General features: G+C 61.2%; 20 protein-coding genes. 6 read left to right on the forward strand and 14 right to left on the reverse strand.

Going from position 1 to position 22,915, the window contains the following annotated elements; translation table 11 throughout:
- Positions 1 to 11 precede the first annotated feature (11 nt).
- From V0R60_RS02270 to V0R60_RS02300, 7 genes are all read right to left on the reverse strand, one after another.
- Complete coding sequence (locus tag V0R60_RS02270) at positions 12 to 185, reverse strand: hypothetical protein (RefSeq protein ID WP_330078476.1); 174 nt, start codon at positions 183 to 185, stop codon at positions 12 to 14.
- Between the two features lie 73 nt (positions 186 to 258).
- A complete protein-coding gene (locus V0R60_RS02275; protein ID WP_330078475.1) occupies positions 259 to 1,299 on the reverse strand; it encodes a Rieske 2Fe-2S domain-containing protein in 1,041 nt (346 codons plus the stop codon).
- A 137-nt stretch (positions 1,300 to 1,436) separates the two neighbouring features.
- Entirely contained in the window at positions 1,437 to 2,837 is a 1,401-nt protein-coding gene (locus V0R60_RS02280; RefSeq protein ID WP_330078474.1) for a DUF1329 domain-containing protein, read from the reverse strand.
- 87 nt (positions 2,838 to 2,924) lie between these two features.
- The gene (locus tag V0R60_RS02285; RefSeq protein WP_330078473.1) at positions 2,925 to 4,109 is read right to left on the reverse strand and encodes a helix-turn-helix transcriptional regulator; all 1,185 of its coding nucleotides are present in this window, start codon (positions 4,107 to 4,109) and stop codon (positions 2,925 to 2,927) included.
- A gap of 81 nt (positions 4,110 to 4,190) precedes the next feature.
- Complete coding sequence (locus V0R60_RS02290) at positions 4,191 to 6,554, reverse strand: efflux RND transporter permease subunit (RefSeq protein ID WP_178084184.1); 2,364 nt, start codon at positions 6,552 to 6,554, stop codon at positions 4,191 to 4,193.
- Between the two features lie 7 nt (positions 6,555 to 6,561).
- On the reverse strand, positions 6,562 to 7,536 hold the full coding sequence (locus V0R60_RS02295) for a WD40/YVTN/BNR-like repeat-containing protein (RefSeq protein WP_330078472.1): 975 nt from the start codon (positions 7,534 to 7,536) through the stop codon (positions 6,562 to 6,564).
- A 161-nt stretch (positions 7,537 to 7,697) separates the two neighbouring features.
- Entirely contained in the window at positions 7,698 to 8,588 is an 891-nt protein-coding gene (locus V0R60_RS02300; RefSeq protein ID WP_136476025.1) for a VOC family protein, read from the reverse strand.
- A gap of 184 nt (positions 8,589 to 8,772) precedes the next feature.
- Between V0R60_RS02300 and V0R60_RS02305 the strand changes: the two genes are divergently transcribed.
- Together V0R60_RS02305 and V0R60_RS02310 are read left to right on the forward strand one after the other, a co-directional pair.
- Positions 8,773 to 9,942, forward strand: coding sequence for an acyl-CoA dehydrogenase family protein (locus V0R60_RS02305; RefSeq protein WP_330078471.1), 1,170 nt, complete (start codon positions 8,773 to 8,775; stop codon positions 9,940 to 9,942).
- Entirely contained in the window at positions 9,939 to 11,126 is a 1,188-nt protein-coding gene (locus tag V0R60_RS02310; protein WP_330078470.1) for an acyl-CoA dehydrogenase family protein, read from the forward strand. The genes V0R60_RS02305 and V0R60_RS02310 overlap by 4 nt, the downstream gene beginning before the upstream one ends.
- Positions 11,127 to 11,624: 498 nt before the next feature.
- Here the strand turns inward: V0R60_RS02310 and V0R60_RS02315 are convergent, their stop codons facing one another.
- The 5 genes from V0R60_RS02315 to V0R60_RS02335 all read right to left on the reverse strand — a co-directional run bounded on the left by V0R60_RS02315 (position 11,625) and on the right by V0R60_RS02335 (position 16,791).
- Positions 11,625 to 12,260 carry a nuclear transport factor 2 family protein gene (locus tag V0R60_RS02315; RefSeq protein WP_371922286.1) on the reverse strand — a complete coding sequence of 212 codons (636 nt, stop codon included), beginning with the start codon at positions 12,258 to 12,260 and terminating at the stop codon, positions 11,625 to 11,627.
- A complete protein-coding gene (locus V0R60_RS02320; RefSeq protein ID WP_330078469.1) occupies positions 12,260 to 13,033 on the reverse strand; it encodes an SDR family NAD(P)-dependent oxidoreductase in 774 nt (257 codons plus the stop codon). Before V0R60_RS02320 ends, V0R60_RS02315 begins: the two co-directional genes overlap by 1 nt.
- A gap of 10 nt (positions 13,034 to 13,043) precedes the next feature.
- Positions 13,044 to 13,787, reverse strand: a complete 744-nt coding sequence (locus tag V0R60_RS02325) for an SDR family NAD(P)-dependent oxidoreductase (RefSeq protein ID WP_330078468.1) — start codon at positions 13,785 to 13,787, stop codon at positions 13,044 to 13,046.
- Positions 13,788 to 13,933: 146 nt separating this feature from the next.
- Positions 13,934 to 15,145 carry an NADH:flavin oxidoreductase gene (locus V0R60_RS02330; protein WP_330078467.1) on the reverse strand — a complete coding sequence of 404 codons (1,212 nt, stop codon included), beginning with the start codon at positions 15,143 to 15,145 and terminating at the stop codon, positions 13,934 to 13,936.
- A gap of 14 nt (positions 15,146 to 15,159) precedes the next feature.
- Entirely contained in the window at positions 15,160 to 16,791 is a 1,632-nt protein-coding gene (locus tag V0R60_RS02335) for a DUF1302 domain-containing protein (RefSeq protein WP_330078466.1), read from the reverse strand.
- Positions 16,792 to 16,977: 186 nt separating this feature from the next.
- Between V0R60_RS02335 and V0R60_RS02340 the strand changes: the two genes are divergently transcribed.
- The 4 genes from V0R60_RS02340 (at position 16,978) to dmpG (ending at position 20,615) form a co-directional block, all read left to right on the forward strand.
- Complete coding sequence (locus V0R60_RS02340) at positions 16,978 to 17,751, forward strand: glucose 1-dehydrogenase (protein WP_203541237.1); 774 nt, start codon at positions 16,978 to 16,980, stop codon at positions 17,749 to 17,751.
- A 72-nt stretch (positions 17,752 to 17,823) separates the two neighbouring features.
- A complete protein-coding gene (locus V0R60_RS02345; RefSeq protein ID WP_330078465.1) occupies positions 17,824 to 18,615 on the forward strand; it encodes a fumarylacetoacetate hydrolase family protein in 792 nt (263 codons plus the stop codon).
- Between the two features lie 39 nt (positions 18,616 to 18,654).
- A complete protein-coding gene (locus V0R60_RS02350) occupies positions 18,655 to 19,581 on the forward strand; it encodes an acetaldehyde dehydrogenase (acetylating) (protein WP_330078464.1) in 927 nt (308 codons plus the stop codon).
- A gap of 11 nt (positions 19,582 to 19,592) precedes the next feature.
- On the forward strand, positions 19,593 to 20,615 hold the full coding sequence (dmpG, locus tag V0R60_RS02355) for a 4-hydroxy-2-oxovalerate aldolase (protein ID WP_136476014.1): 1,023 nt from the start codon (positions 19,593 to 19,595) through the stop codon (positions 20,613 to 20,615).
- A 73-nt stretch (positions 20,616 to 20,688) separates the two neighbouring features.
- Here dmpG and V0R60_RS02360 read toward each other — a convergent pair whose 3' ends face one another.
- Together V0R60_RS02360 and V0R60_RS02365 are read right to left on the reverse strand one after the other, a co-directional pair.
- Positions 20,689 to 21,522 carry an SDR family NAD(P)-dependent oxidoreductase gene (locus V0R60_RS02360; protein ID WP_330078463.1) on the reverse strand — a complete coding sequence of 278 codons (834 nt, stop codon included), beginning with the start codon at positions 21,520 to 21,522 and terminating at the stop codon, positions 20,689 to 20,691.
- Positions 21,523 to 21,562: 40 nt separating this feature from the next.
- Positions 21,563 to 22,798 carry a helix-turn-helix transcriptional regulator gene (locus V0R60_RS02365; protein ID WP_330078462.1) on the reverse strand — a complete coding sequence of 412 codons (1,236 nt, stop codon included), beginning with the start codon at positions 22,796 to 22,798 and terminating at the stop codon, positions 21,563 to 21,565.
- Positions 22,799 to 22,915: the final 117 nt, after the last annotated feature.

Below are 22,915 nucleotides of genomic sequence, written 5' to 3' on the forward strand. Positions count from 1 at the left end.
GATGCCCAGGCTCAGCGCAAACTTGGCAACTTCTGAAAGCTGGCGACCTGCACTACACATCCCGGGAACTGAATGCAGGCCGCGACAGTAGCCGGTTTGGGTGGTACTGGAGCCAGGCCGGCATAGGCCAGGACAGCCAACGTCAATACCGGTATTGCATAGGCTCGAAGGCTTTTTATTTTCATTGTCTGCTCTCCTCAACCAATGAATCACGACGCACCGGCCCCGGCGTTGCCGGTACCGGTGGTCGTTACCTGTTCAACGCTCGTCGACAGTTACAATCTCGCGGCGCTCGGCCATGCTTGCCGGCACCAGATCTTCGTCGGTGAAAAACTGTTGGTACCACTCGCGCAACTGGTAAACCGGACCGTCGTTTTCAGCCAGTACCGGTTTGTCGATGCGGATCTTGTGTTTCCAGATATCCACGTCCTGATAAAACGAGGCGCGGTTACCCATGACATAGGCTTGTGCCACTTCGCGGTTCTGCTCCTCGCTCCAGCCTGGCACACGCTTGACCATGCAACCAAAGCGCAGTTGGAAACTGTCGGGCGATACCGGTACGTGGCTGTTGAGTAGAATGGCGTGTACCCGCGCCTCTCCGAACATCGAACTCAGGTGAGTAAAGTGCGTAGCCGGGCCGTAGTAGGCTGACGGCGCAATCAAGTCGCCCCCGAGGCGCTCGGAGTCGCCATGGAAAATCTGCCGGCCGATATGGCCTTCGAAGACGTTGGCGAAGTATTTGGTCGGGGTGCCATGGACAGGGCCGAAGTGCTGAGCATCGACCAGGTTGTCGACCAGTTCGCGCGGGTTGGTTTCGATGAGCATGGTGTCGATATTCCACTCATGAATCCACTCGCTGTCGTCCATTTCCTCCAGGTGCGGTATCACCACGCCCTCTTTCGGCGGCCGGCCTTCCGGGTTGTTCCAGATGAACAGCAGGTTGTTTTCTTCGCAGGTCAACCAGCTGCGCGTCTTGGCCTTGGGGGGAATCCGCTTGCAGTAGGGAATGTCCACGCATTTGCCGCTGCTGTCGTACTTCCAGTGGTGGAACGGGCAAACCACGGTGTCGTTTTCAATGGTGCCCTGGGACAGATCGGCGCCCATGTGCGGGCAATGGGCATCGAGAATGCTGATTGCGCCCTGGCTGTTGGCGAACGCCACCAGACGGGTGCCGAAGATGTTCAGCGTGTGCAGTTTGCCGTCACGGTAGTCGGCGGCATCGCCCAGGCAGTGCCAGCCACGCGCATAACGGTGGGTGCGCTGGCTGTTTTCGATGCTGAGTTCAGCGAGTTTCGTCATGTTCTTATTCTTCCTCTGGTGGAAACTCCGGGTCGAGCATGGCCCAGGCGTTCAGCCGGTTCGCCCCCTACCCGACATCATTGAGCAGCCTTCGCAGGCTGCTCATCGTTCAAACGGACTAGATCGATAAGCGGGCGTTACTGCCCTGCCCTGCGCGCCGCTTCCGGGCCGAAATCACGCGGGCTGAAGCCGCCTTTGTTGAGCACGTAACCATTACGCTGTTCATTGATCAGGTTGAACGCCAGGTAGCTGCCAGCGTTGAGGTCGTGATAAAGGCCAACCCCGGCCTGCGGCACTTGAGATTCATAGGCATAGAAATAGTTGACCATCGAGGTGCGCCACAGCTCGCCACGGTTGTCGTAGTTATCGGCCAGCATCGGGAACCAGGTGTCTTCATCGATGTACAGCTTGCGCTTGCCGTACAGATGGCGATAACCCGGTTTCAGCGTGCCCTCGAGCTCCCAGACACGATGGCGCTCGTAGCGCATGGCATCAGGATTGATGTGTCCTGGTGTCAGCAGGTCGGCGTACTTGAGGTTGGCTGCGTGCAAACGGTAGGTGTTGTAGGGGATGAACATTTCGCGTTTGCCGACGATCTTCCAGTCATAGCGCTGCCCGGAGCCGTTGAAAAGCCGCACTTCATCCACCGTGATCGAGCCGCCGGAGCCCGGGAAGGCCATGTCGAAACCGTAGCCTGGCGACTGACGCACCCGGCGGGTACCAGGATCGTAGCGCCAGCTTTGACGCGGCTCGGTCTTGTCGTTCCAGAACTCGGTACCGGTATTGATTTCACCCTTGTCACGCTGTGGCAGCAGGGTTTCGTTGAGGTAGAACGATGAGTTGCCCACGGTTTCGCCGATTTTGCCCGGCTGCAGCGCGGGCGCGAGGTTGCGAGAGTGCACCCGGCCCCAGTTGATATTGCCGTCCTTGAGCACATAGGCGTTGTCGGACACGTATTCCTCGGTCCAGGCGCGCAAGGTAAAGGTCGAGGCATTTTTCAGCAGCTCCAAGCCACTGCGCGGCACCGGAAACGGTGTGCCACCGGTCTTGCCCACGACCCCTTCGCCATCGTCCACCAGGCGCGCCACGTTGGCGTTTTCGCGCGTGGCCGCGCAAACCGAGTCGGCGAAGCGAAAGTCGCGGTGGGTGGGATAGACCGGGATCTTGTAGCTGGTCGGATACAACTTGAACAAGGCTTTCTGCCCGTCAGACAGGTAGTCGTTGTACTGACCAAGGTTTTCTGCCGTTATCACGAACAGCGGCTTCTCATCAGCATAGGGGTCGACCGGATGGTTGCCGGTGCCCTTGAACTGGACATGCGGCGGCACCCCCAGCCACTGCCCACTGAAGGGCGGAATACTGCCGTCGGCGTTGCCGCTCTTGTCTGCGCCCACACAGGTCAGCTCGGTGCCCAGCCGCGCGGCATCCTCGGGAGCGGCGTACACAGGGCTCGCAGCGGCGCACCCCAGCAGCAGGAGTAGCAGCCAGGCGCGGCGCTCGGCCAGTGCCTTGGGGGCGAAGGAATTACGCTCGGTCATTGTTGTTCTCCTTGGTTTCCGATGGCGGTGGCCCAGTATCGACAGCGCGACAAAGCCCGAGCATCGTCTGCTCGGACTAGCGCATTTTTACACCGTTACCCGCGTCATCGTCGGCGGCCCAAGGGCAACCACGCTGTTGAGCAGAATGCGCACCAGCTCGGTCTGGCGCCGCACCCCGGTCTTGGAAAAGATCGCACGCAAATGCGCCCGGGCCGTGTTGCGGCGAATGTTCAGGGCCTCCGAGGCTTCCTCAAGCGACAAGCCGTTGGCCAACTCCAACGCCAGCGCACTTTCAGCCGGGGTCAGGTTGTACAACTGCGCAGTAGCGAGGTTGCTGACCAGCGATTTGCCCACTGCATCGCGTACATACACCACCACGGTCGGCTGACCTTTGCCCTCGACCCGGTCCTGGAACGGGATCAGTTCCACCACGACCCCTAGATTGACCTGCCCAGAGGGTCGTGAAACCGACAAAGCAGCCGCATGGCCTGGGCCATTGCTGCCCTGCCGCGCGCGCTGGAACGCATCGCGCAGCAGCCGCGACAACTCGCGGTTATCGCTGGGATAAGTGGCCTCCAACCGGCCACCCACCAGCTTCAGGCCGTCGTTGCTGTCGAGGATTTCGCGGGCCACCGGGTTCAACTGCAGCACGTTGGCACTTTCATCGAGCACGATGGTGGCGACCGACAGCCGACTGATGGCCTGGAAATACAGGCTGCCCAACGACTCACTGCGATCGAGCAATGCGTGCAGGTGCAGGGCGCGACGCAAATGCGGCACGAGCATGGCGCACAGCGCACGCTCAGTTTCGTTGAACATCGGCTGGTCGCGACGGCGGTTGATGCGAATACGCAATTTGCCGCCATCCGGCATGCTGATATCGGCACCGAGCATCTGGTGGCAGCCATATGGCTGGCAGTACAACAGGTAGAACGATGAACCCAGCCACTCGCTTTCGCTCATCAGGTCTTCAATGGTGAACACCTGATCCAGCGGCAGGCTGTTGAACGGCGTGGATTTACTGTAATAGGCATAGTGCTGGATCTCGCCAGCGCCGTTGACATCGCCCACGGCAAGCATCGGCGACAAGTAGGGCTCCTCCACTGCTCGCAGGATCAAAGTAACGATGTTGGCCTGGAAAACCCCTTGCAGCTGACGCAATGATTCGGCCACGCGACGGGTGTCCAATGCGCCGTCGTAGAGGTTGCCGATAAGCTGTTCATAGTCTTCGACCTCCAGCCCCATCTGCGCCAGAACCTGTGAATGCTGCATAAAAACCCCCGGTGATATTCTCAGTGGCATCGATGGGGTTTGCCACCCACATCACAGGCCGGGCCAGGCCCACCCCTGGCTTCAGGCCGTCGCTAGCTTTGCCTGCGCTATAAGTGGCCGACCCTGGTTGAACCACGCCGCCAGAGCCGGCAGCAAGAAAATCGCACCGAGCACGTTAACCAGGAACATGAACGCCAGCAGGATGCCCATGTCGGCCTGCAATTTGAGCGGAGCAAAAGCCCAGGTCCCAACCCCGATGGCCATGGTCAGTGCGGTAAACACAGCAGCCGTGCCGCGTTGGCACATGGCGCGGTAAAACGCTTCGCGCAGATCTACACCCGCGGCCATCTCGTGCTGGATGCGCTCGTACAGATAAATGCCGTAGTCGACCCCCACCCCGACCCCCAGCGCCATCACCGGCAGCGTGGCAACCTTCAGGCCAATACCGAGCATCGCCATCAATGCGTTGCACAGAATCGCCACCACGCCCAACGGCACCAGAATGCACAGCACCGCGCGCAGTGAGCGGAACGTCAGCAGGCAAAACAACGCCACCGAACAGAACAACGCTGCGAGCATGATCACTTCGGCATGCTTCACAGCCTCGTTCGAGGCGGCCATGACGCCGACGTTGCCGCCCGCCAGTTTGAATTCCACTTCAGAGGCGTGAATGGAGTCGATGATGCGCTTGGCCTCGTTGACCACATGAAAGACTGTCGCGCCTTCGTGATCGTTGAGAAACACCAGGATCTGCATGCGCTTGCAGCCTTCGGTCACCAGGCCTGAGTCTGCCGAGTACGCCAGCGAGCCCTGTTGCAACCCCCGGGAAGAACCCGGAATGGCCGCCCAGCGCGGGTTGCCTTCGTTGTTCCCGGCAATCATCTCCTTGCCCATGCCCGCCACGCTTTGCACCGATTGCACGCCCGCCACTGCGCGCATCTGAAAGTCGAATGACTCGACCGCACGCATAACCTTGGGGCTCAGGCAGGCTTCGTCTCCCGCCCGGGTTTGCAGGAACACCGCGAGCACGTCCAGGCCGATGGAATAGCTGTCGGTGATGCGCTGGTTGTCCTGGTTGTAGCGCGAGTCGGCACGCAACTCTGGCGCACCGACGCCGATATCACCGACCTGCAACTGCCGCGCCTTGAGCACGCCGGCGCCCAGCAGCGCCAGGCTGATGGCAAACACTGCCAGTGCCGGGCCCGGCTCAGCCAGGGCGGATAGGCGCCACCACAATCGATGCCGTGTGGCTCGCGCTTCCGGCAGCGCAGCCCGCCTGGGAAGCGCCAAACCGGCCAGAATCAGCGGCAGCAACATTTTATTGGTGATGATCATCAGCATCACCCCAATACAGGCCGTTACGCCCAGCTCATGAACGATGGGGATGTCGATGAGCATGATCACGGCGAAACCCAGGGCATTCATCAGCAACGCCAAGGCCCCGGGAATGAAGATCGCACAGAAGGCTGAGTGCGCAGCCTGACGTGCATCCGCGCCAGCCAGCACTTCCTGGCGCCAGGCGTTGCTCATCTGCACCGCGTGCGACACGCCAATGGAGAAAATCAAAAACGGCACCAGCACCGACATCGGATCGATACCCAGCCCCAGCAGCGGCAACAACCCCAGTAGCCAGACTACCGGCAACAAGGCCACCAGCAACGCCACCAGCGTCAACACCAGCGAGCGGGTGTACAGCCACAGCAGCAAGGCGGTGATCGCGAACGCCACGGCAAAGAACATCAGCACCGTGTTCAACCCCTCGACTACATCGCCGACCAGCTTGGCAAAACCCACGACGTTGATTTCGATATCGTCATTGCTGTACCGGCTGCGAATGTCTTCCAGACGCTGGGCAATGTCGACATACGACACCGGCTTGCCGGTCTTCGGGTCGGTGTCCTGCAGGTCGGCACGTACCAGAGCCGAGCGTTGATCATTGGCCAGCAGTCGACCGATCTGCCCGGCGCGGGCCGCATTGCTGCGGACCTTGGCCAGATCTTCTGCAGTACCGGCATATTGTGGCGGCACCACCAGATCACCGACATAGCCCTCCTCGGTGATCTCCACGTAGCGCACGTTGGGGGTGAACAGCGACGTCACGCTCGGGCGGCTGACCCCGGAGATGAAAAAAACATCGTCAGTGACCTTCTGCAGCACCTCGAGAAACTGCGGGTTGTAAATGTCGCCCTCACCTTTCCAGTGCACGTTCACCAACAACCGATTGGCCCCGGTGAACACGCGGCTGAAATCGAGGAAATTGAGCATGTACTCATGCCGCACCGGAATCTGCTTATTGAAACCAGGGTCCAGGCGCACCTGGGTAGCGTTGTAACCAAGGCCCAGGCTCAGCAACAGAAACAACGCCAGCCAGCGGCGGCGGTTATCGAGCAAAAGGTCGGCGCAGCCGCGTACGCAGCGTTGCAGCCAAGTAAGGTTCGAGGTCATGAGAAACTCACTGTGCATGGGCGGCCAAGCCGCTGTCCGGTCCCTGGGAAACACCGCGCTCACCGGCCACGAGCAAATGCCTGGCATTGAGGGCCACCGCTGAGGTCAGCGTGCCCAGGCCACTGCGCCGGCTACGTTCAACAAGCTGCCCGTGTCCATCGAGATGAATCAGCTGACTGCCCGCGCCCACCAATACAACGCCTGCTTCGCCCGGCAACCGCGCATGCCCATAAATGGGCTGACTGCTGTCGAGGGCAACACGCTGCCAGCTGTCGCCGAAGTCCACGCTGCGAAATACCTGTCCGCGCATGCCGTAGGCCAGCCAGTGCGAGGCCGAGAGGCTGACCACACCGAACAACGAGCCGTTATAGAACGGCGCAAGCTGTTGCCAGTTGCGGCCCGCGTCATCCGAGCGCAGCACCAGGCCTTGCTCGCCAACCAGCATGCGCCGGCCCTGGCGATCACCATCCATGCCGTTGAAATGCGCACCATCACCGGGCAACTCCCGTGCGTGCCAATGCTCGCCGGCGTCGCTGGACTCCAGGTACTTGCCGTAGCTGCCGTAAGCCGCCACCTGCTGACCATCCCCGCTCCACACACCGAGCAAGGGCTCGCCGAGGTCGGCGTCATAATGGGCTTCCTGCCAGGTGACGCCACGGTCTTGCGAGCGCGCAATCAAGCCGTCGTGGCCGACGGCAATCAACGTCTGCGGGTTCAAGGCAATCAGGCCGGTGAGTGTCGACTCACGCTCAAGGGAGACTCGCGTCGAATGCCAGGAGCGTCCACTGTCGAGGCTGGTCAGCAAGGTGCCGCGCTCACCTGCGGCCAATAGCTGCTGGCCATTGACCAGCAAGGTGTTGACCTGCACGCGGTCCACCTGCAACTGCGTGGCCAGTAGCGGTGCCGGGTTGCGCGGAGCGAAGGCGAAAGCCACTGCTGCCAACACCACGCCGCTGACGGCGTATCCAATCAGCTGGCGCATTGCGCAGTCCTCCGGGAACGTCGTGGAAGTAGGCACATGGGGCGTCGATCCTGTTGTTATTGTTACCAGGATCATCAGCTCGCCCCGCCAGCCCTACATCGTCCAAACGGCTTAGCCGGCCAGGGCCTGGCGGCGGTGATTGAAGGATGTTGTGCGCGCTATTACTGTTGTCCGACCGAGAAGTCATGCCCCCAGATGCTCACGCGGGTGAACTCGAACGCCGCATGCTCCGCCCAGTCAACCTGCAGGCCCCCACAGCCATACTCCAGGTCAAAGCCCGACGGCGTTTTCATATAGAAGCTGGTCATGTGGTCGTTCAGGTGCTGGCCGAGCGTCGCCGACAGCGGTACGGCGTGGGCCAGCAAGCGGTCGTGGGCACGCCCGACCTCGGTCATCGAGTCGACTTCGACCATCACATGCACGCAGCCAGACGGCACTGGGTACTCGGCCAATGCCAGGCTGTGGTGACGGGCATTGCGACAGTGCAGAAAGTGAATGCGGATCGGCGGCGCCGAAGGGTCTGGGCGGAAGTTGAAAATATCCGACAGTTCAAAGCCCAGTACCTGCTTGGCAAAGGCCAGGGTTGCGTCAAAATTCGGCGCCGGAAGCACGGTATGGCCCAGGCCCATGTTGCCAGTAACAAAACGCGGCACGCCTTGAGGTGAGACAAAGGGCTGACAGTCGGAGCGGTGTCCCCAACTCAATTCATGGTAATTGCCCGAAGGGTCGCTAAGGCTGACCAGCGCCTGGACACCCCGTTGCTCGATCTGCTCGGCGCTACCGGGTTGCCACTCGATACCCTGCGCATCGAGATGCGCCAAGGCAGCCATATAAGCCGATTCCGAGGCCAGCTCCCAACCTGAAGCCACGTAGCGTGCTTCGCTGCCCTCGACCACCAGCATACGAAACGGACGCTCGTCCATTTTCACGTACAGGCCACCTGCTGGCGCCTCGCTGACCTGCATGCCGAGGACGTCCTCGGCATAGCGTTGCCACTGACTGAGGTTGTTGCTCATGGCGACGAAATAGCTCAAACCGCGAATCTCGATCATGCCGCTGCTCCTTAAAGGGCAAATTCGGTAGTGGCGGTCATTCTGCGAAGCGCGGCAGTGGGCCCTCATCGTCCGTTGAGACTACTTGCCGTGTAGTAGCGCAGACTAGTCCGTTTCAATGATTCGCCACTAAAAGCACCGCTCCTAGACTCAAGCTTCTATCCGCCGCACCGAGTCGACACCCATGGAGTTCGCATTCAACCAAGAACAACTGATGATTCAGGACAGCGCTGCGCGCTTTCTCGCCCAGGTCAGCGACTCCCATGCGGTGCGCGCCGCCATGTCCCGGCCTGAAGGTTATGACCCCGCGTTATGGCAGCGCATTGGCGAAGAGCTCTACTGGCCTGCGTTGATCATTCCCGAGCGCTTCGGTGGTTTAGGGCTGGGCTTTGCCGAGCTGGCGATCCTGCTGGAACAGAGCGGTCGTCACCTGCTGTGTGCACCCTTGCTGGCGACTACCTGCCTGGCGACGCCAGCGCTGCTGCTGGCCAGCAACCCGGCGTTGCAAGATCGCTGGCTGGGCGCGATTGCCGCCGGCGCCAGTGCCACCCTGGCGTTCGCCAGTACGCCTGGCATCGGTGCCGACAGCGTGCAGGTGCAAGCCGTTGCCGATGTGCAGGGGTACCGTTTGAACGGCAGTTACCTGCAGGTCATCGACGGCAACCAGGCTCAGCTACTGATCGTTGCGGCGCGTACCCCCGGCAGCGCGGGCGAAGCTGGCATCAGCTTATTTGCCCTGCCCGCCGACAGCACTGGCGTTCAACGTCACGCGCTTCCAACCCTCGACCAGACCCGCCGCCTGGCGCGCATCGAGCTGCACGACGTCAGCGTCAGTCCTGCGCAGTTGCTCAGCGATGCAGGCCAAGGCTGGCCGCTGTTGCGTGACGTACTGCAGATCGGCGCAATCGGTCTGGCCGCCGAGCAAAGCGGTGGCGCACAGCAGGTGCTGGAACTGACCCTGGACTACATCGGCGAGCGGCGCCAGTTCGGTCGGACCATCGCCAGTTTTCAGGCCATCAAGCACCGTTGCGCCGATCTCATGCTGCAGCTTGAATGCGCCCGATCTGCGGCGTGGTATGGCGCCTGCGTCGCCCAGGAACGTCTTGACCGCAATGGCGATAGCAGCGTTGCCAGTGAACTTCTGGAGGCCGCGGCCACCGCACAGATACACGCCAGTGAAACCTTCTTCAACTGCGCGGCCGAGTCGATCCAGCTACACGGCGGTGTCGGCTTTACCTGGGAATATGACCCGCACCTGTATTTCAAACGCGCCCGCGCCAGCGAGCAACTGCTGGGCAGCCCTGCCTTGCACCGTGAACGCCTGGCGGCGCAGTTATTGGGAGAATTGCAATGAAGATCGCATTCAGCGCCGCTGATGAAGCGTTCCGCACAGAGGTCGCCCAGTGGCTGGCCGAACACCTGCAAGGCGAATTTGCCGCCCTGCGCTTTCGCGGCGGACCGGGGGATGAGCACAGTTTTCCCGAACAACGCAAAGCCTGGGAGCGTGCGTTGGCAGCCGGTGGCTGGATCGGCGTGGGTTGGACCGAGGCCGACGGTGGTCGCGGGTTAAGCCTGAGCCGTCAGGTAATCTTCCACGAAGAGTACGCCCGAGCTGGTGGACCAGGGCGCATGGGCCACATCGGTGAAGGCCTGGTTGGCCCAACCTTGGCTGCGTTCGGCAGCGCGGCGCAAAAGCAGCGTTTTCTGCCAGGCATCCTCAGTGGTACGCAGTTCTGGTGCCAGGGCTATTCGGAACCGGGTGCGGGCTCGGACCTGGCCAACGTTCAAACCCGTGCACGGCTGGATGACAGTGGCGAGCATTGGTTGATCAGCGGGCAAAAAGTCTGGACCTCACTCGCTCACGAAGCTGATTGGTGCTTCGTATTGGCCCGTACCCAAGCGGGTAGCCAGGGTCATCACGGGTTGTCGTTCTTGCTGGTACCGATGGATCAGGCGCAGATTCGCGTACAGCCAATCCAGCAACTGACCGGTACCAGTGAGTTCAACGAAGTGTTCTTCGACCAGGCGCGCACCGCCAGCGACAACATGATTGGCCTGCCGGGCGAAGGCTGGAAGATAGCCATGGCCCTGCTGGGTTTCGAGCGTGGCGCTTCGACGCTGGGCCAGCAAATGCAGTTTCACAACGAACTGGAAGAAATCATCGCCGTGGCCAAACGCAATGGCGCAGCGCAAGACCCGCTGATGCGCCAGCGTATCGCCCAGGCCTGGGCCGGATTGAAAGTACTGCGCTACAACTCGTTGCGCATGCTTTCCGGTGCCCAGGACGGCAGCCTGCGGCGCGAAGCGATGATCTACAAACTGGCTTGGTCCAACTGGCATGCAGCGCTGGGCAAACTGGCAATGGATGTACTGGGCGAAGAAGCCGAAGTGCTTGAAGGGGCACCGTATCAACTGAGCCGATTGCAGGCCCTGTTTCTGTTCAGCCGGGCCGACACCGTGTATGGCGGCAGCAATGAAATCCAGCGCAACATCATCGCCGAACGCGCCCTGAACATGCCCCGCGAACCCCGAGCCTGAACCCCGCGCAGCCCTCTCCCACCAGAGAGGGACACCTCAACCCACTCCAGATATGCGCCTGATCTGCACTGATCTGCTTTTGACCTGCTTTTGATTTGCTTTTGATTTGCTTTTGATCTTGATCTACCCGCCCCGTTAACCAGAAGGGCCGAGTGAAGGTGTTGCGAAAGGGCTAGCGCGCAGCGCCTTCGGCCTTGGCCGAAGTTGCGAATCGTAGTGTTGCTTGCAACGCGTAGATCGCAATGCCCTGTAGCGACACCGTAGCGAGGGGACCCGAAGCGCAGCGTAGGGCCCCTGGTGGGGCAAGCCCTTTGCTTACTTTGGGGCGACTGCCAAAGTAAGGCGCCGTAAGGGCGCAAAGGTGACTCAGCGCCGCCAACGCAAATGGATCAGCCCCCAATTGAAGAGCCACATCGCGAAACAAACCCGCCTCCCCAAATTAAATTCGCCCTGCTAAAAAGCCAGAGCGAAAAAAATCAAAACCGCAGGCGACCCCAACTACCTCACCCGAATCTTCGGCTCCGAAGCGTCACGCCGCATCGTCAGCAGAAACGCCTCCAACGGAGCAGGTTCGGCAACTTGCGGCAACGCATCCTTGTCCGGCCGCTGAGCCCAGAACGCATCCCAGGACGGAAACAACTCATGAAAACTACCGGCATAGGGCTCCCGCCCTGGCCAACGCATTTTCATCCCCCCAATCGGCGGCTTGTTGAGATCGGTAGCGTACCAGTAGCACGGCAAGCGACGACGAAAACACCAACGCCCGTCTACCCGCTCGTAATCATCCCAGTACAACATCTGCATGATCACCCACTCAGCCCCGGTCTCATGCTCATTCTTGGAATAGACCACACCCGTGGCATGGTCGGCATCGCTGAACTCGATAATGTGCTGGCCCAAATGATGCGAAGTGCCGTGAAACTGGCGGCGCATGGTTTCGTCCAGCCAGGCCTTGAAGTGCCCACGGCCCTGCTTGTCGCGACCAACCTTGACGTCCGGGACAAAACAGTTAGCCATGGCGTCCATGTCGCGCATGTCCAGGGCCAGGGCATACTTGCCGGCCAGTTGGCGGATCGCATCCAGCGACTCCAGGCGGTCAATGCGCTCGTGCAGCGAGGTCGTGTCCATAGTCATCAATCCAGCACCGTGTACAGGTCCGAACTGCGCCCGCCATCCACCGCAAGGCTGGCACCGGTAACGTAGGACGCCTCATCACTGGCCAGGAACAGGATCGCATTGGCCAGCTCCAGCGGCAGCCCGACGCGCTTCATCGGAATGACTTTCTCGGTATTGCGGCGCGTTTTTTCATCCGTCAGCATGCCGGCGGTGGCCGGGGTATCGACAACCCCGGGGATAACCACGTTGCAACGAATGTTGTGCGCTGCACCTTCGCTGGCCACTGCGCGACTGAAGTTGATCACCGCCGCCTTGGCGGCCGAGTAGCCTGCCATCCAGGCGGTGCCGAACAGACCGCAGATCGAGGCGATATTGACGATAGCGCCGCCACCCTGGTCCTTCATCAGGCGCATGGCCGTGCGGGTACCCCAGAAGGTGCCATCAACCGTGGTGCTGAAATTGGCATGCCAGTCGGCGGTCGACAGCGTATCAACGCCGCCCCAAGTGTAGGCCATGGCGTTGTTAACGAGGATATCCAGGCGCCCGTGGCGCCGGGCTGCAGCTTCCAGGGCGCCGACATAGGCGTGTTCGTCACTGACATCAGCCACGGCGATATCGCCCTGCCCGCCCGCAGCCTGGATCTGTTCCAGCACATCTTGCAATGGTTGCTGACGGCGCCCGCACAGCACAACCGTGGCGCCTTCTTCGGCAAAGCGCAACGCCGTGGCCTGACCGATACCGGAACCGGCACCGGTGATGAACGCGATTTTGCCTGCTAGTCGTTTGTTCATTGATATCCCCTCAGATAAAGGCCATGCCACCGTTGACCGCAATGTTCTGGCCGGTAATGAAGCTGGCATCGTCACCCGCCAGGAATACCGCAACCCCGGCGATCTCTTCGGTTTCGCACAAACGCCCCAATGGCACGTTTTTCAGCATCGCCTGCATGTGTTCTTCAGCGACACCGGCCATCATCGGTGTGTTGGTTGGACCCGGCACCAGGCTGTTGACGCGGATACCACTGGGCGCCAGTTCGCGCGCGATCGAACGGGTCAGGCCCATGACGCCGGCCTTGGAAGCGCAGTAGTGGCTGGGTCCCTCACCGGTAAGTGCGGCGGTGCTGGAAAGGTTGATGATCACCCCTTTGCGCGCGCCCTTGACCATCAACTTCGCGCCCTCGCGGCAGCACAGGAATGTCCCGCCGAGGTTCACCCCGATCACGCGAGCCCAGCTCTCGTCCGGGGTTTCAAGAAAGCTGTCGAAGGCACCGACACCGGCATTGTTGACGAGAATATCGAGCCCCCCGAAACGCGCCTCGACCTGGCCCATGGCATCTGCCACCGAGGCTGCGTCAGCCACGTTGCATGCCAGGGCCAGGACGCGGTCATCGAGGTCGGTCAAGTCCGCCAGGCTGTCGAGCAATGCCGCCTGATTAAGGTCTACCGCAACCACCTTGGCGCCTTCAGCGATAAAACGGCGAACCATGGCCTGGCCCATTCCTTGTCCCGCGCCTGTGACAAAGGCGACTTTGTTCAGCAACTTCATAGCGATCTCCTGCAGTACCGTGCTTAGAAGCCCGCTGAACACCCAGCAGGCCGGTCACCTGCATGATTGAGTGCCGACTCGCTGCAAACATCGTCCGATAGGACTAGCGCCCGCACACAACCAACACCCAACACCGCACCTACTGCTCAAGCCGGCTGGCGGTTGAGTTCGGCATCGCCAGGTTGGCCCAACACACAGGACGTGCCTCCCGGTGTATACATCATCGCCACGCAGCGGTTGCAGGCGGTACAGATCGAGTTTTTGCTGGCGCCGGTGGCGAGTTTCTCGACATAGTCCGGCTCAGCCAGCAGCACCCGCCCCATGGCCACCAGATCAAAACCTTCGGCCATGACTTGCTCGATACTGGCAAGGCTCTTGGCGCCACCCAGGTAGGCCAAGGGCATCCTCACCGCCGCGCGCACCTTGCGTGCATGTTCAAGCAGGTACAGTTCGCGAAACTCCACCGTGGGGTCGCGCAGGCGCTGAATCTTCATGGCCAGGGCGATCAGCGGGTTCTTCTGCTGCACTCGATTCTCCTTGGGGAACGAAGAACCAAACATGGTGGTGATCGACTCGGCGTTCATTCCGGCACTGAGTACCAACAGGTGGGCGCCCTCGCGCTCCAGCATCCGCGCTATCTGCGCCCCGTCCTCGGCGCTGTTGCCGGCCCGTACGCCTTCGGTAACGCTGTATTTGCAGATAACCGCAAGGTCACGTCCGACTGCGTCGAGTACCGCCCGCAGCACTCGACACGGAAAGCGCAGGCGGTTTTCCAGGCAGCCGCCGTAATGGTCCCGGCGTTTGTTGTACATCGGCGAGATGAACTGGCTGAGCAGGTAGCCATGGCCCATATGGATTTCCACGGCGTCAAAACCGGCTTCCCGGGCCAGGCGCGCTCCGTTGGCAAAGTCTTCTATCACCTCGCGCATGTCGGTCTCGGTCATGGCCTGCTTGAAGAACATGCCGCTCATCATGCCGATCTTGTTGAAGCCACCGCTGGCTGACAGCGGGTAACGGCTGCTGCGCTCGCGCAGGAAGGTGAAGCAGCCACCGTGGGTGATCTGCGCACTGACCAGGCCACCCTGCTGGTGCACGGCATCGGTCAGCGCCTTGAAGTGAGGAAGGCTTTCACGCGTCAACGTCAGCTGATTGGGCAAGGTGCGCCCATCCTTGCTGACCGCACAATAGGCCACAGTCGTCATTGCCACCGCGCCGCGAGCAAGCCCAGCATGTAGCTTGACCAGCAGCTTGGAAGGCAGGCCCTGGGTACTCATGCCTTCGTTGGTCGCCGCCTTGATGAAGCGGTTTTTCAACGTCAGCGGCCCGATATCGATCGGGCTGAAGGGTGAAGTGTGCATGGCGGGCCGTTTCCTCAGAAAGTGTATTTAGCGTTGAACGACAGGTAGTCGCGGTCAGCCAGCATTCGGCCTTGGGCGATGTCGGGTGAGCTGAGGTAGGCGACGTAGGTCAGGCCAACCTGGAAGTTGCCCAGGTACTTGAAGTCGCCACCGACGGTGAGGCGCTTTTCATCTCGACCCAGGCCCTGATAGGCACTGCCATCGATGTTTTGCGTCCACACCAGGCGCGTGGTCAGGTCCAGGCCATCGGCAATGCCCAGGTAATCCATATAAGTACCTATACCGAGCAGGGTCTGGCCGCGGGTTTGGGTTTTCGACTCGAAGTTGTCGAAACTGCCATCGACACCCGCTCCGCCACCGCTGATGTGCAGGGTGTCGACGCCATCGATACGCTGGTGCACCACCTCGGCCATGACCGTGGTCTGCTGCGCAAGAAGGCTGGGGCCAAGGATGTAGCTGCCATTGAGGTTGCCCTGCCACAACTGGCCACGGGCCGGCGCGCCGTTATCCAGGTACACCGCAGCGCCATCGCGGTAGCTCAGGTCGCCGGCAAACTGCACCGAGTCACCGACCTTGGAGCTGAAGCTCACGCCGGTCAGTTCGACGTCGTCGAAGTAGCCGATGCGATAGGCCGGGCCGCTGCCGGCACGGGCATACTTGCCTACACCGCTGAGCGAGGAATATTGCGTCTGGCCGCTGAAGTCGAAGAACAGCGCCCCGACGCGCTCGTGATAACGGTAGTGAAACAGCCCGACCTCGGTGTTCTCGGTTAACCGATACCGCACACCCAGGCCCCATTGGCCGCTGTCGCGCGGTTCGACATCGCCAGCGTAATTGACTGCCGTGAAGCTGGTGTCTGGCAAACTGTTGATCACCCCGGCGCCAAGCCGGTAGAACTCGGCGCCTGGCCCGAACGTATCGCTGCCGAAATAATCGCCAACCGGGTTGAGTTGGGTTTTTTCCCATTCGTACTGGTAGAAGCCCACCAGCGCGAGGTCTTCGTTGAGCGACCAGGACGCCGAGATTTGCCCGACGGGCAGGTACGCGTCCTTGGCCTCGGTGCCGGGTACGTTGAACTTGGTCGCATCAACCGGTGCCTGGCCCTGGCTGATGTTGGCCCAGAACAGGCTCTCGCCCCAGGCCACCAGATGACGCCCGGCCTTGATCGACAGGTACTGGTTCTGGGTCACATCGAAGTTGCCGTACACATAAGCATCGAGCAGGCGAGCCTTGCTGCCGCTAAGGCGCCGGGTGTCTTCGACAAAGCCGTCATGTCGACCGATCTTGTTCACGGTGTCGGGCGAGTCGTTGTCGTTGCGGTTGTGATAAACGTCATCATAGAAGTGACTACCGCGCAGCACCGCACCGAGGTTGTCGTGCTTGAGCAGCAGCTCACCGAACAGGCTGACGCGGTTGGTGATCAGCGCACCACGGTCGAAGTTACGTGTACCGTCATCATTGTTGAGGTCGTTGAGATATTCGTGGGCGGGCTTGGCGGTACGCATTGACGCCGTGTAGTTGACCGTCAGCGATGAGTCCAGGGTGGTGTTTTCACCCAGCTCCAGGCGTGGCCCGGCATTGGCCTGGCAACAGGCTACGGTCAATGTCAGCAGCAGCCCACCATGCGTTGCGTTGTACCTAGACATGCAACAATCCTTTTTTGTTGTTTTAGGGTGACCTGCGCAGAGTGAAACGCCGTATCGGGGTGAGCATCATCCATTTGGCCTAGGCCAACTGACCCTTCGACCCGCCTGGCGTTAGTCCGTTGAGACGATGCCGCCTGCCCGAGGCGCGGGGAATACTCCCGTCATCGTCCAAGGGGAGAACAGTCCATGAGTATCCTGCAACGCTTTCAACTGCCCGGCAGTGTTGCCATTGTCACCGGCAGTGGTCGCGGTATCGGTCGCGCCATTGCCCTGGCGTATGCCGAAGCCGGCGCCGATGTGATCTGCAGTGCGCGAAGCGCCGAGGACATCGAGCGGGTTGCCGACGAGGTGCGCAGCCTTGGACGCCGCGCCCTGGCCATTGCTTGCGACGTCAACGACAGCGAGCAACGCCTGGCCTTGGTGCGTCAGAGCCAGGAACAGTTCGGGCGCATCACCCACCTGGTGAACAATGCCGGCGGCGGTGGCCCCAACGATGCCCTGCAGATGAGCCCGGAGCAGTTCGAGCAGATCCTGCGCTTCAACGTCACCAGTACCTATGCCTTGTGCCAACTGTGTGTGCCGCTGATGCGTGAAGCCGGGGGCGGCAACATCATCAACGTAAGCTCGGTGGCGGCGCGCTATGCCCAACGCCAGTTCAGCGCCTATGGCACTGCCAAAGCAGCTTTGAGCCACCTGACCCGCCTGCTGGCCCAGGATTTCGCCCCCCAGGTGCGCGTCAACGCCGTTGCCCCGGGGCCAACCATGACTGAAGCCTTGAACAAGGTCATGCCGGCAGCCATGCGTGAGGCGATGGAAACCAACACCCCGCTCAAATGCCTGGGCAGCCCGCAAGACATCGCTGCCGCTGCCCTCTACCTGGCCAGCCCGGCTTCGGCCTGGGTCACCGGCAAAATCATTGATGTCGATGGCGGCGCCGACAGTAGCGTCTGGCCTGCCTGAGAACCCTTTTTGCGCCGGTGCCCTGGCCCCTTGGGACCGGCTTTTTTATTCCTTCCACAGAGCGAAGCCGCCATGGATGCCTCCCTGATCACCGCCCTGGGCGATGAACTGTTCAATGCCTTGCGTGGGCGCACCACCCTCGCGCCGCTTACTCAGCGCCACCCGGCCATCAGCCTGGACCAGGCCTATCGCATTTCGCTGCGTTTTCTGCAGCGGCGTGAAGCCCTGGGTGAACGGGTTATCGGCAAAAAAATCGGCGTTACCAGCCGCGCCGTGCAACAGATGCTTGATGTGCACCAACCCGATTTCGGCTTTCTTACCGATGCCATGCAAGTGGACGATGGCAGCGAAATCAGTTTTACCCGCTATCAGCTGATCCAGCCAAGGGCCGAAGGTGAGATAGCGTTCATTCTCGGCGAAGACCTCAAAGGCCCCGGCATTCGCGCCGCGGACGTGTTGGCCGCAAGCCAGTCGGTGGCGCCGTGCTTCGAGATTGTTGATTCACGCATCGACAACTGGCAGATCCGCATCCAGGACACCGTGGCCGATAACGCCTCGTGCGGCGTGTTCGCACTGGGTGAGCAGCGCATCGATCCGCGTGGCCTGGACTTGTCCCGGGTCGAGATGCACATGCTCAAGAACGGTCAACCTGCCGGTAGCGGCCTCGGTTCGGCAGTCCAGGGGCACCCATGCGAGGCCGTGGCGTGGCTCGCCAATACCCTTGGCGAGCTGGGCATTCCATTTCGCAAAGGCGAAATCATTCTCTCCGGCGCTTTGGCACCCCTGGTGCCGTTGATCCCCGGTGATCGCATCAACCTGTCGATGAGCGGCCTGGGTAACGCCAGCCTGCGCTTTGTCGCCTGACAGGCAACCCTCCTTTCCTCATTCCAGGAGCGATAAACCATGAGCAAAAAGATCAAATGTGCGCTGATCGGGCCGGGCAATATCGGCACCGACCTGCTCTACAAACTGATGCGCAGCGAGGTGCTGGAGCCGATCTGGATGGTGGGTATCGAAGCCGGATCGGAAGGCCTGCAGCGCGCTCGTGAGCTGGGCCTGAAAACCACCGCCGATGGCGTCGACGGGCTGTTGCCCCATGTGCTGGAAGACCAGGTGCAGATTGCCTTCGATGCCACCTCCGCCTACGTCCATGCCGAAAACTCGCGCAAGCTCAACGCCCTCGGTGTGTTGATGATCGACCTGACCCCGTGCGCCATCGGCCCCTACTGCGTACCGCCGGTCAACCTCAAGGCCAACCTCGCCCGTGGCGAGATGAACGTCAACATGGTCACCTGTGGTGGCCAGGCGACCATTCCGCTGGTCGCGGCGGTGTCGAGTGTGCAGCCGGTGGACTATGCCGAAATCATCGCCACCGCCGCCTCCAAGTCGGTCGGCCCTGGCACGCGCAAGAACATCGATGAGTTCACCCGCACTACCGCGCGTGCGGTCGAGCAGGTTGGCGGCGCGAAACAGGGCAAGGCAATCATCATCGTCAACCCGGCCGAGCCGCCACTGATCATGCGCGATACCGTGCATTGCCTGACCGCCGACACCCCGGACGAGGCAGCCATTCGCGCCGCCATCGCGGCAATGATCGAACAGGTTCAGGGCTATGTGCCTGGCTACAAGCTGGTCAATGGCCCAGTGTTCGATGGCAACCGGGTATCGATCTTCATGGAAGTCGAGGGCTTGGGCGACTACCTGCCCAAGTACGCCGGCAACCTCGACATCATGACTGCCGCAGCAGCACGCACGGCCGAGATGTTTGCAGAAGAAATCATCAAGGGTGAACTGGTGCTGCGCGCCAGCGCCGAACCCGCCACTGCTTAAGGAAAACGCTCATGGAACTTAGCGGCAAGCAAATCACCGTTCATGACATGTGCCTGCGTGACGGCATGCACCCCAAACGTCACCGCATCAGTTTGCAGCAGATGAAAGACATCGCCTGCGGCCTGGACCAGGCCGGTGTGCCCCTGATTGAAGTGACCCATGGCGACGGCCTGGGTGGCAGCTCGGTGAACTACGGGTTTCCGGCGCACAGCGATGAGGAATACCTGTCGGCGGTGATTCCGTTGATGAAGAACGCCAAGGTGTCGGCGCTGCTTCTGCCCGGTATCGGCACCGTCGATCACTTGAAAATGGCCTACGAACTGGGCGTCAACACCATCCGTGTGGCCACCCACTGTACCGAGGCGGATGTCAGCGAGCAGCACATTTCCCATGCCCGCAAGCTGGGCATGGATACCGTCGGCTTTCTCATGATGGCGCACATGAACAGCCCCGAGGGCCTGGTCAAGCAAGGCTTGCTGATGGAAAGCTACGGCGCCAACTGCATCTACCTCACCGACTCGGCCGGCTACCTGCTGCCCGATGATGTCAGCTCACGGGTAGCCGCCATGCGCGCAGCGCTCAAACCGCAGACCGAGATCGGTTTTCATGGTCACCATAACCTGTCCATGGGCGTCGCCAACTCCATCGCAGCGATTGCAGCAGGCGCTCGGCGAATCGACGCCGCCTGTGCCGGGCTGGGTGCCGGTGCGGGCAATACACCGATGGAAGTGCTGGTGGCGGTGTGTGACCGCATGGGCATTGAGACCGGCGTCAGCGTGTTTGGCATTCAGGACGTGGCCGAAGATCTGGTGGTGCCGATCATGGACTTCCCGATCCGCAGCGACCGCGATGCATTGACCATGGGCTACGCCGGGGTTTATGGATCGTTCCTGCTGTTTGCCAAGCGTGCCGAGCAGAAATACGGCGTGCCGGCGCGGGAGATTCTGGTGGAGATGGGACGCCGCGGAATGGTCGGTGGGCAAGAGGACATGATCGAGGATACCGCGATGACATTGGCGCGGCTGCGGGCTTGACCTGCTGGGTCGTCAAAAACGCCGGCTGTTGACAGCCGGCGCTGTTACTTCAACTGTAATGTGCGCTGGCCGATCAGCGCCAATCCGCAACAATCCCCTGCTCCAGCGCCAGTGACTGCGCGGCGATGGTGCGGCGTTGATAGTTGGGTGCCTCGGGTGCAGTGGCCAGCCACAGCATGACTTGGGCCGGTACTTCTGGCGGGGCAATGCCCGCGCGCAAGGCAATCACGCCCTGGTCACCGATAGTCGCCTTGAGCGCCTCGGTACTCACCACACCGGGGTTGAGGGTATAGGCGCAAATACCGCGATCGCCCAACTCCGTCGCCAGTACGCCTGCCAACCGCGACACCGCAGCCTTGCCAGCGCCATAGGCATAGCCCCAACCACCTTTGTCTGCCGCCACCGGAGGGTCGCTCTCGCCGGCGCCGGAGGTCACGTTGATAACCACTCCGCCACCTTGCTGCAACATTTGCTCCGCCACCGCCCGGGTCAGCAGGAAGGGCGTGAGCAGGTAGCCGTGGAAAACGCGCTCAAGCGTCTCGGCTTGCAACGTCAGAAAGCCGCTGTTGAGGTCGCGGCCCTGATAGATTGCGTTGTTGACCAGCACATCGATGCGGCCAAATTCGGCGATCACGCGCGCACAAGCATCCAGTGCAGAAGCACTGTCAAGCAGGTCCATCGGCACCACCAGCACTTTGCGACCCAGGGCCCGGATTTCGGCGGCGGTGCTGTTCAAACTGCCGGTCAGCGGCGCGCCCGATGCATCACGCAAGGCATGCTCGTGCTGCTCGCCTTCATCGACAGTACGAGCGCTGATCGCCACATCGAAACCGGCGCGGGCAAATGCCAGCGCCGCCTCACGGCCGATGCCACGGCTGGCGCCGGTGATGAATGCCACTTTGTTCATGGGGCTTCCTTCTAGAAACGTTGCGAATCGTAGGTGCCACCTAGGCCTGTCGGCGCGTTGCCAAGGTCAAGGGGGGTACTTGAAGCGTGGCTTTAGCCGCGACCTTGAGGGTCGCCTGCGGCTTACCCAGGGCCACCACACTGTTGAGCAGAATGCGCACCAGCTCGGTTTGGCGGCGTACGCCCGTCTTGGAGAAGATCGAACGCAGGTGCGCCCGTGCCGTGTTGCGCCGGATATTCAACGACTCGGCAGCCTCTTCCAGCGACAAACCGTTGGCCAGTTCCATCGCCAGGGCCGTCTCGGCCTTGGTCAGGTTGAACAGTTGCTTGGTCACCACATCGCTGGCCAGGGATTTGCTCGCCGCATCGCGGATGTACACCAGAGCAGCCGGCTTGCCCTTCTCGTCAGCCCAATCCAGTGAGGGTATCGGCTCGACCACCAACCCCAGATTGACTTGCCCGGATGGGCGGCTCACCGACATCGCATCGGCACTTTTTGCGGTGCCCTCGGCAAAGGCGGCACGAATCAGACGCTGCAGCTCGCGATTATCGCTTGGGTACGTCGCCTCCAGGCGCCCGCCTACCAGTTTCAGGCCATCGCCACTGGCAAGAATGCTCTGCGCCACCGGGTTGACCCGCAGCACACTGCCGCATTCATCCAGCACCAGTGTAGCCACCGACAGACGACTGATAGCCTGGGCGTACAGTTCGCTGAGCGACTCGCTGCGATCGAGCAGGTTGTGAATGTTCAGGGCTCGGCGCAGGTGCGGCACGAACATGCTGCACAGGGCACGCTCCTTGGCGCAGAAGTTGGGCGAGGACTTGGGCCGGGTGATACGAAAGCGCAACTTGCCGCCATCTGGCGTGGAAATGTCAGCGCCCATCACGTGATAGACGTTCTGCTGGCTGCAATACATCTTGAAGTAGGCGTTTTGCTCCCACTGCGCCGAGGACATGATGTCATCGACGGTGAACACCTGGTCCGGCGCCTGGTTGGTAAAGGGTGTATGGGTTTGCGGGTAGGCCATGTAGATGACTTCGCCCTCGCCTTCGATATCTCCGGCGATGATCATCACACCCATGTCGGGCTGATCGGGAACCCGCAGAATCAAAGTGACGTAGTTGGCCTTGAATGCTATACGCAGGTTTTCCAGGGTACGGGCCATCGGCTTGGGATCGAGTGCGCCATCGTAGATGTCGCCAACCAGACGGTCGTAGCCAGCAAGGTCCAGGCCCAATTGGGCCAGTGCATCGTGAGTCAACACAGAATTTTCCACTGTCGTCTCCTTGCTCGGGTAAGGCCCACTGGCCTCCCCTTGTTATTTTTATTGTTTTGGCAGCGGGGCAAGCCCGCGGTAACGCGTGTACAAATTGCACGTTGGCGCTTGCCGCGA

The organism is Pseudomonas auratipiscis, from assembly GCF_036324085.1.
GTDB classification, from domain to species: Bacteria; Pseudomonadota; Gammaproteobacteria; order Pseudomonadales; family Pseudomonadaceae; genus Aquipseudomonas; species Aquipseudomonas auratipiscis.

Excerpts from the sequence above, each read along its gene's own strand:
- V0R60_RS02270 (WP_330078476.1), bottom strand. The coding sequence starts at position 185 with ATGAAAATAAAAAGCCTTCGAGCCTATGCAATACCGGTATTGACGTTG.
- V0R60_RS02275 (WP_330078475.1), bottom strand. The coding sequence starts at position 1,299 with ATGACGAAACTCGCTGAACTCAGCATCGAAAACAGCCAGCGCACCCAC.
- V0R60_RS02280 (WP_330078474.1), bottom strand. The coding sequence starts at position 2,837 with ATGACCGAGCGTAATTCCTTCGCCCCCAAGGCACTGGCCGAGCGCCGC.
- V0R60_RS02285 (WP_330078473.1), bottom strand. The coding sequence starts at position 4,109 with ATGCAGCATTCACAGGTTCTGGCGCAGATGGGGCTGGAGGTCGAAGAC.
- V0R60_RS02290 (WP_178084184.1), bottom strand. The coding sequence starts at position 6,554 with ATGACCTCGAACCTTACTTGGCTGCAACGCTGCGTACGCGGCTGCGCC.
- V0R60_RS02295 (WP_330078472.1), bottom strand. The coding sequence starts at position 7,536 with ATGCGCCAGCTGATTGGATACGCCGTCAGCGGCGTGGTGTTGGCAGCA.
- V0R60_RS02300 (WP_136476025.1), bottom strand. The coding sequence starts at position 8,588 with ATGATCGAGATTCGCGGTTTGAGCTATTTCGTCGCCATGAGCAACAAC.
- V0R60_RS02305 (WP_330078471.1), top strand. The coding sequence starts at position 8,773 with ATGGAGTTCGCATTCAACCAAGAACAACTGATGATTCAGGACAGCGCT.
- V0R60_RS02310 (WP_330078470.1), top strand. The coding sequence starts at position 9,939 with ATGAAGATCGCATTCAGCGCCGCTGATGAAGCGTTCCGCACAGAGGTC.
- V0R60_RS02315 (WP_371922286.1), bottom strand. The coding sequence starts at position 12,260 with ATGACTATGGACACGACCTCGCTGCACGAGCGCATTGACCGCCTGGAG.
- V0R60_RS02320 (WP_330078469.1), bottom strand. The coding sequence starts at position 13,033 with ATGAACAAACGACTAGCAGGCAAAATCGCGTTCATCACCGGTGCCGGT.
- V0R60_RS02325 (WP_330078468.1), bottom strand. The coding sequence starts at position 13,787 with ATGAAGTTGCTGAACAAAGTCGCCTTTGTCACAGGCGCGGGACAAGGA.
- V0R60_RS02330 (WP_330078467.1), bottom strand. The coding sequence starts at position 15,145 with ATGCACACTTCACCCTTCAGCCCGATCGATATCGGGCCGCTGACGTTG.
- V0R60_RS02335 (WP_330078466.1), bottom strand. The coding sequence starts at position 16,791 with ATGTCTAGGTACAACGCAACGCATGGTGGGCTGCTGCTGACATTGACC.
- V0R60_RS02340 (WP_203541237.1), top strand. The coding sequence starts at position 16,978 with ATGAGTATCCTGCAACGCTTTCAACTGCCCGGCAGTGTTGCCATTGTC.
- V0R60_RS02345 (WP_330078465.1), top strand. The coding sequence starts at position 17,824 with ATGGATGCCTCCCTGATCACCGCCCTGGGCGATGAACTGTTCAATGCC.
- V0R60_RS02350 (WP_330078464.1), top strand. The coding sequence starts at position 18,655 with ATGAGCAAAAAGATCAAATGTGCGCTGATCGGGCCGGGCAATATCGGC.
- dmpG (WP_136476014.1), top strand. The coding sequence starts at position 19,593 with ATGGAACTTAGCGGCAAGCAAATCACCGTTCATGACATGTGCCTGCGT.
- V0R60_RS02360 (WP_330078463.1), bottom strand. The coding sequence starts at position 21,522 with ATGAACAAAGTGGCATTCATCACCGGCGCCAGCCGTGGCATCGGCCGT.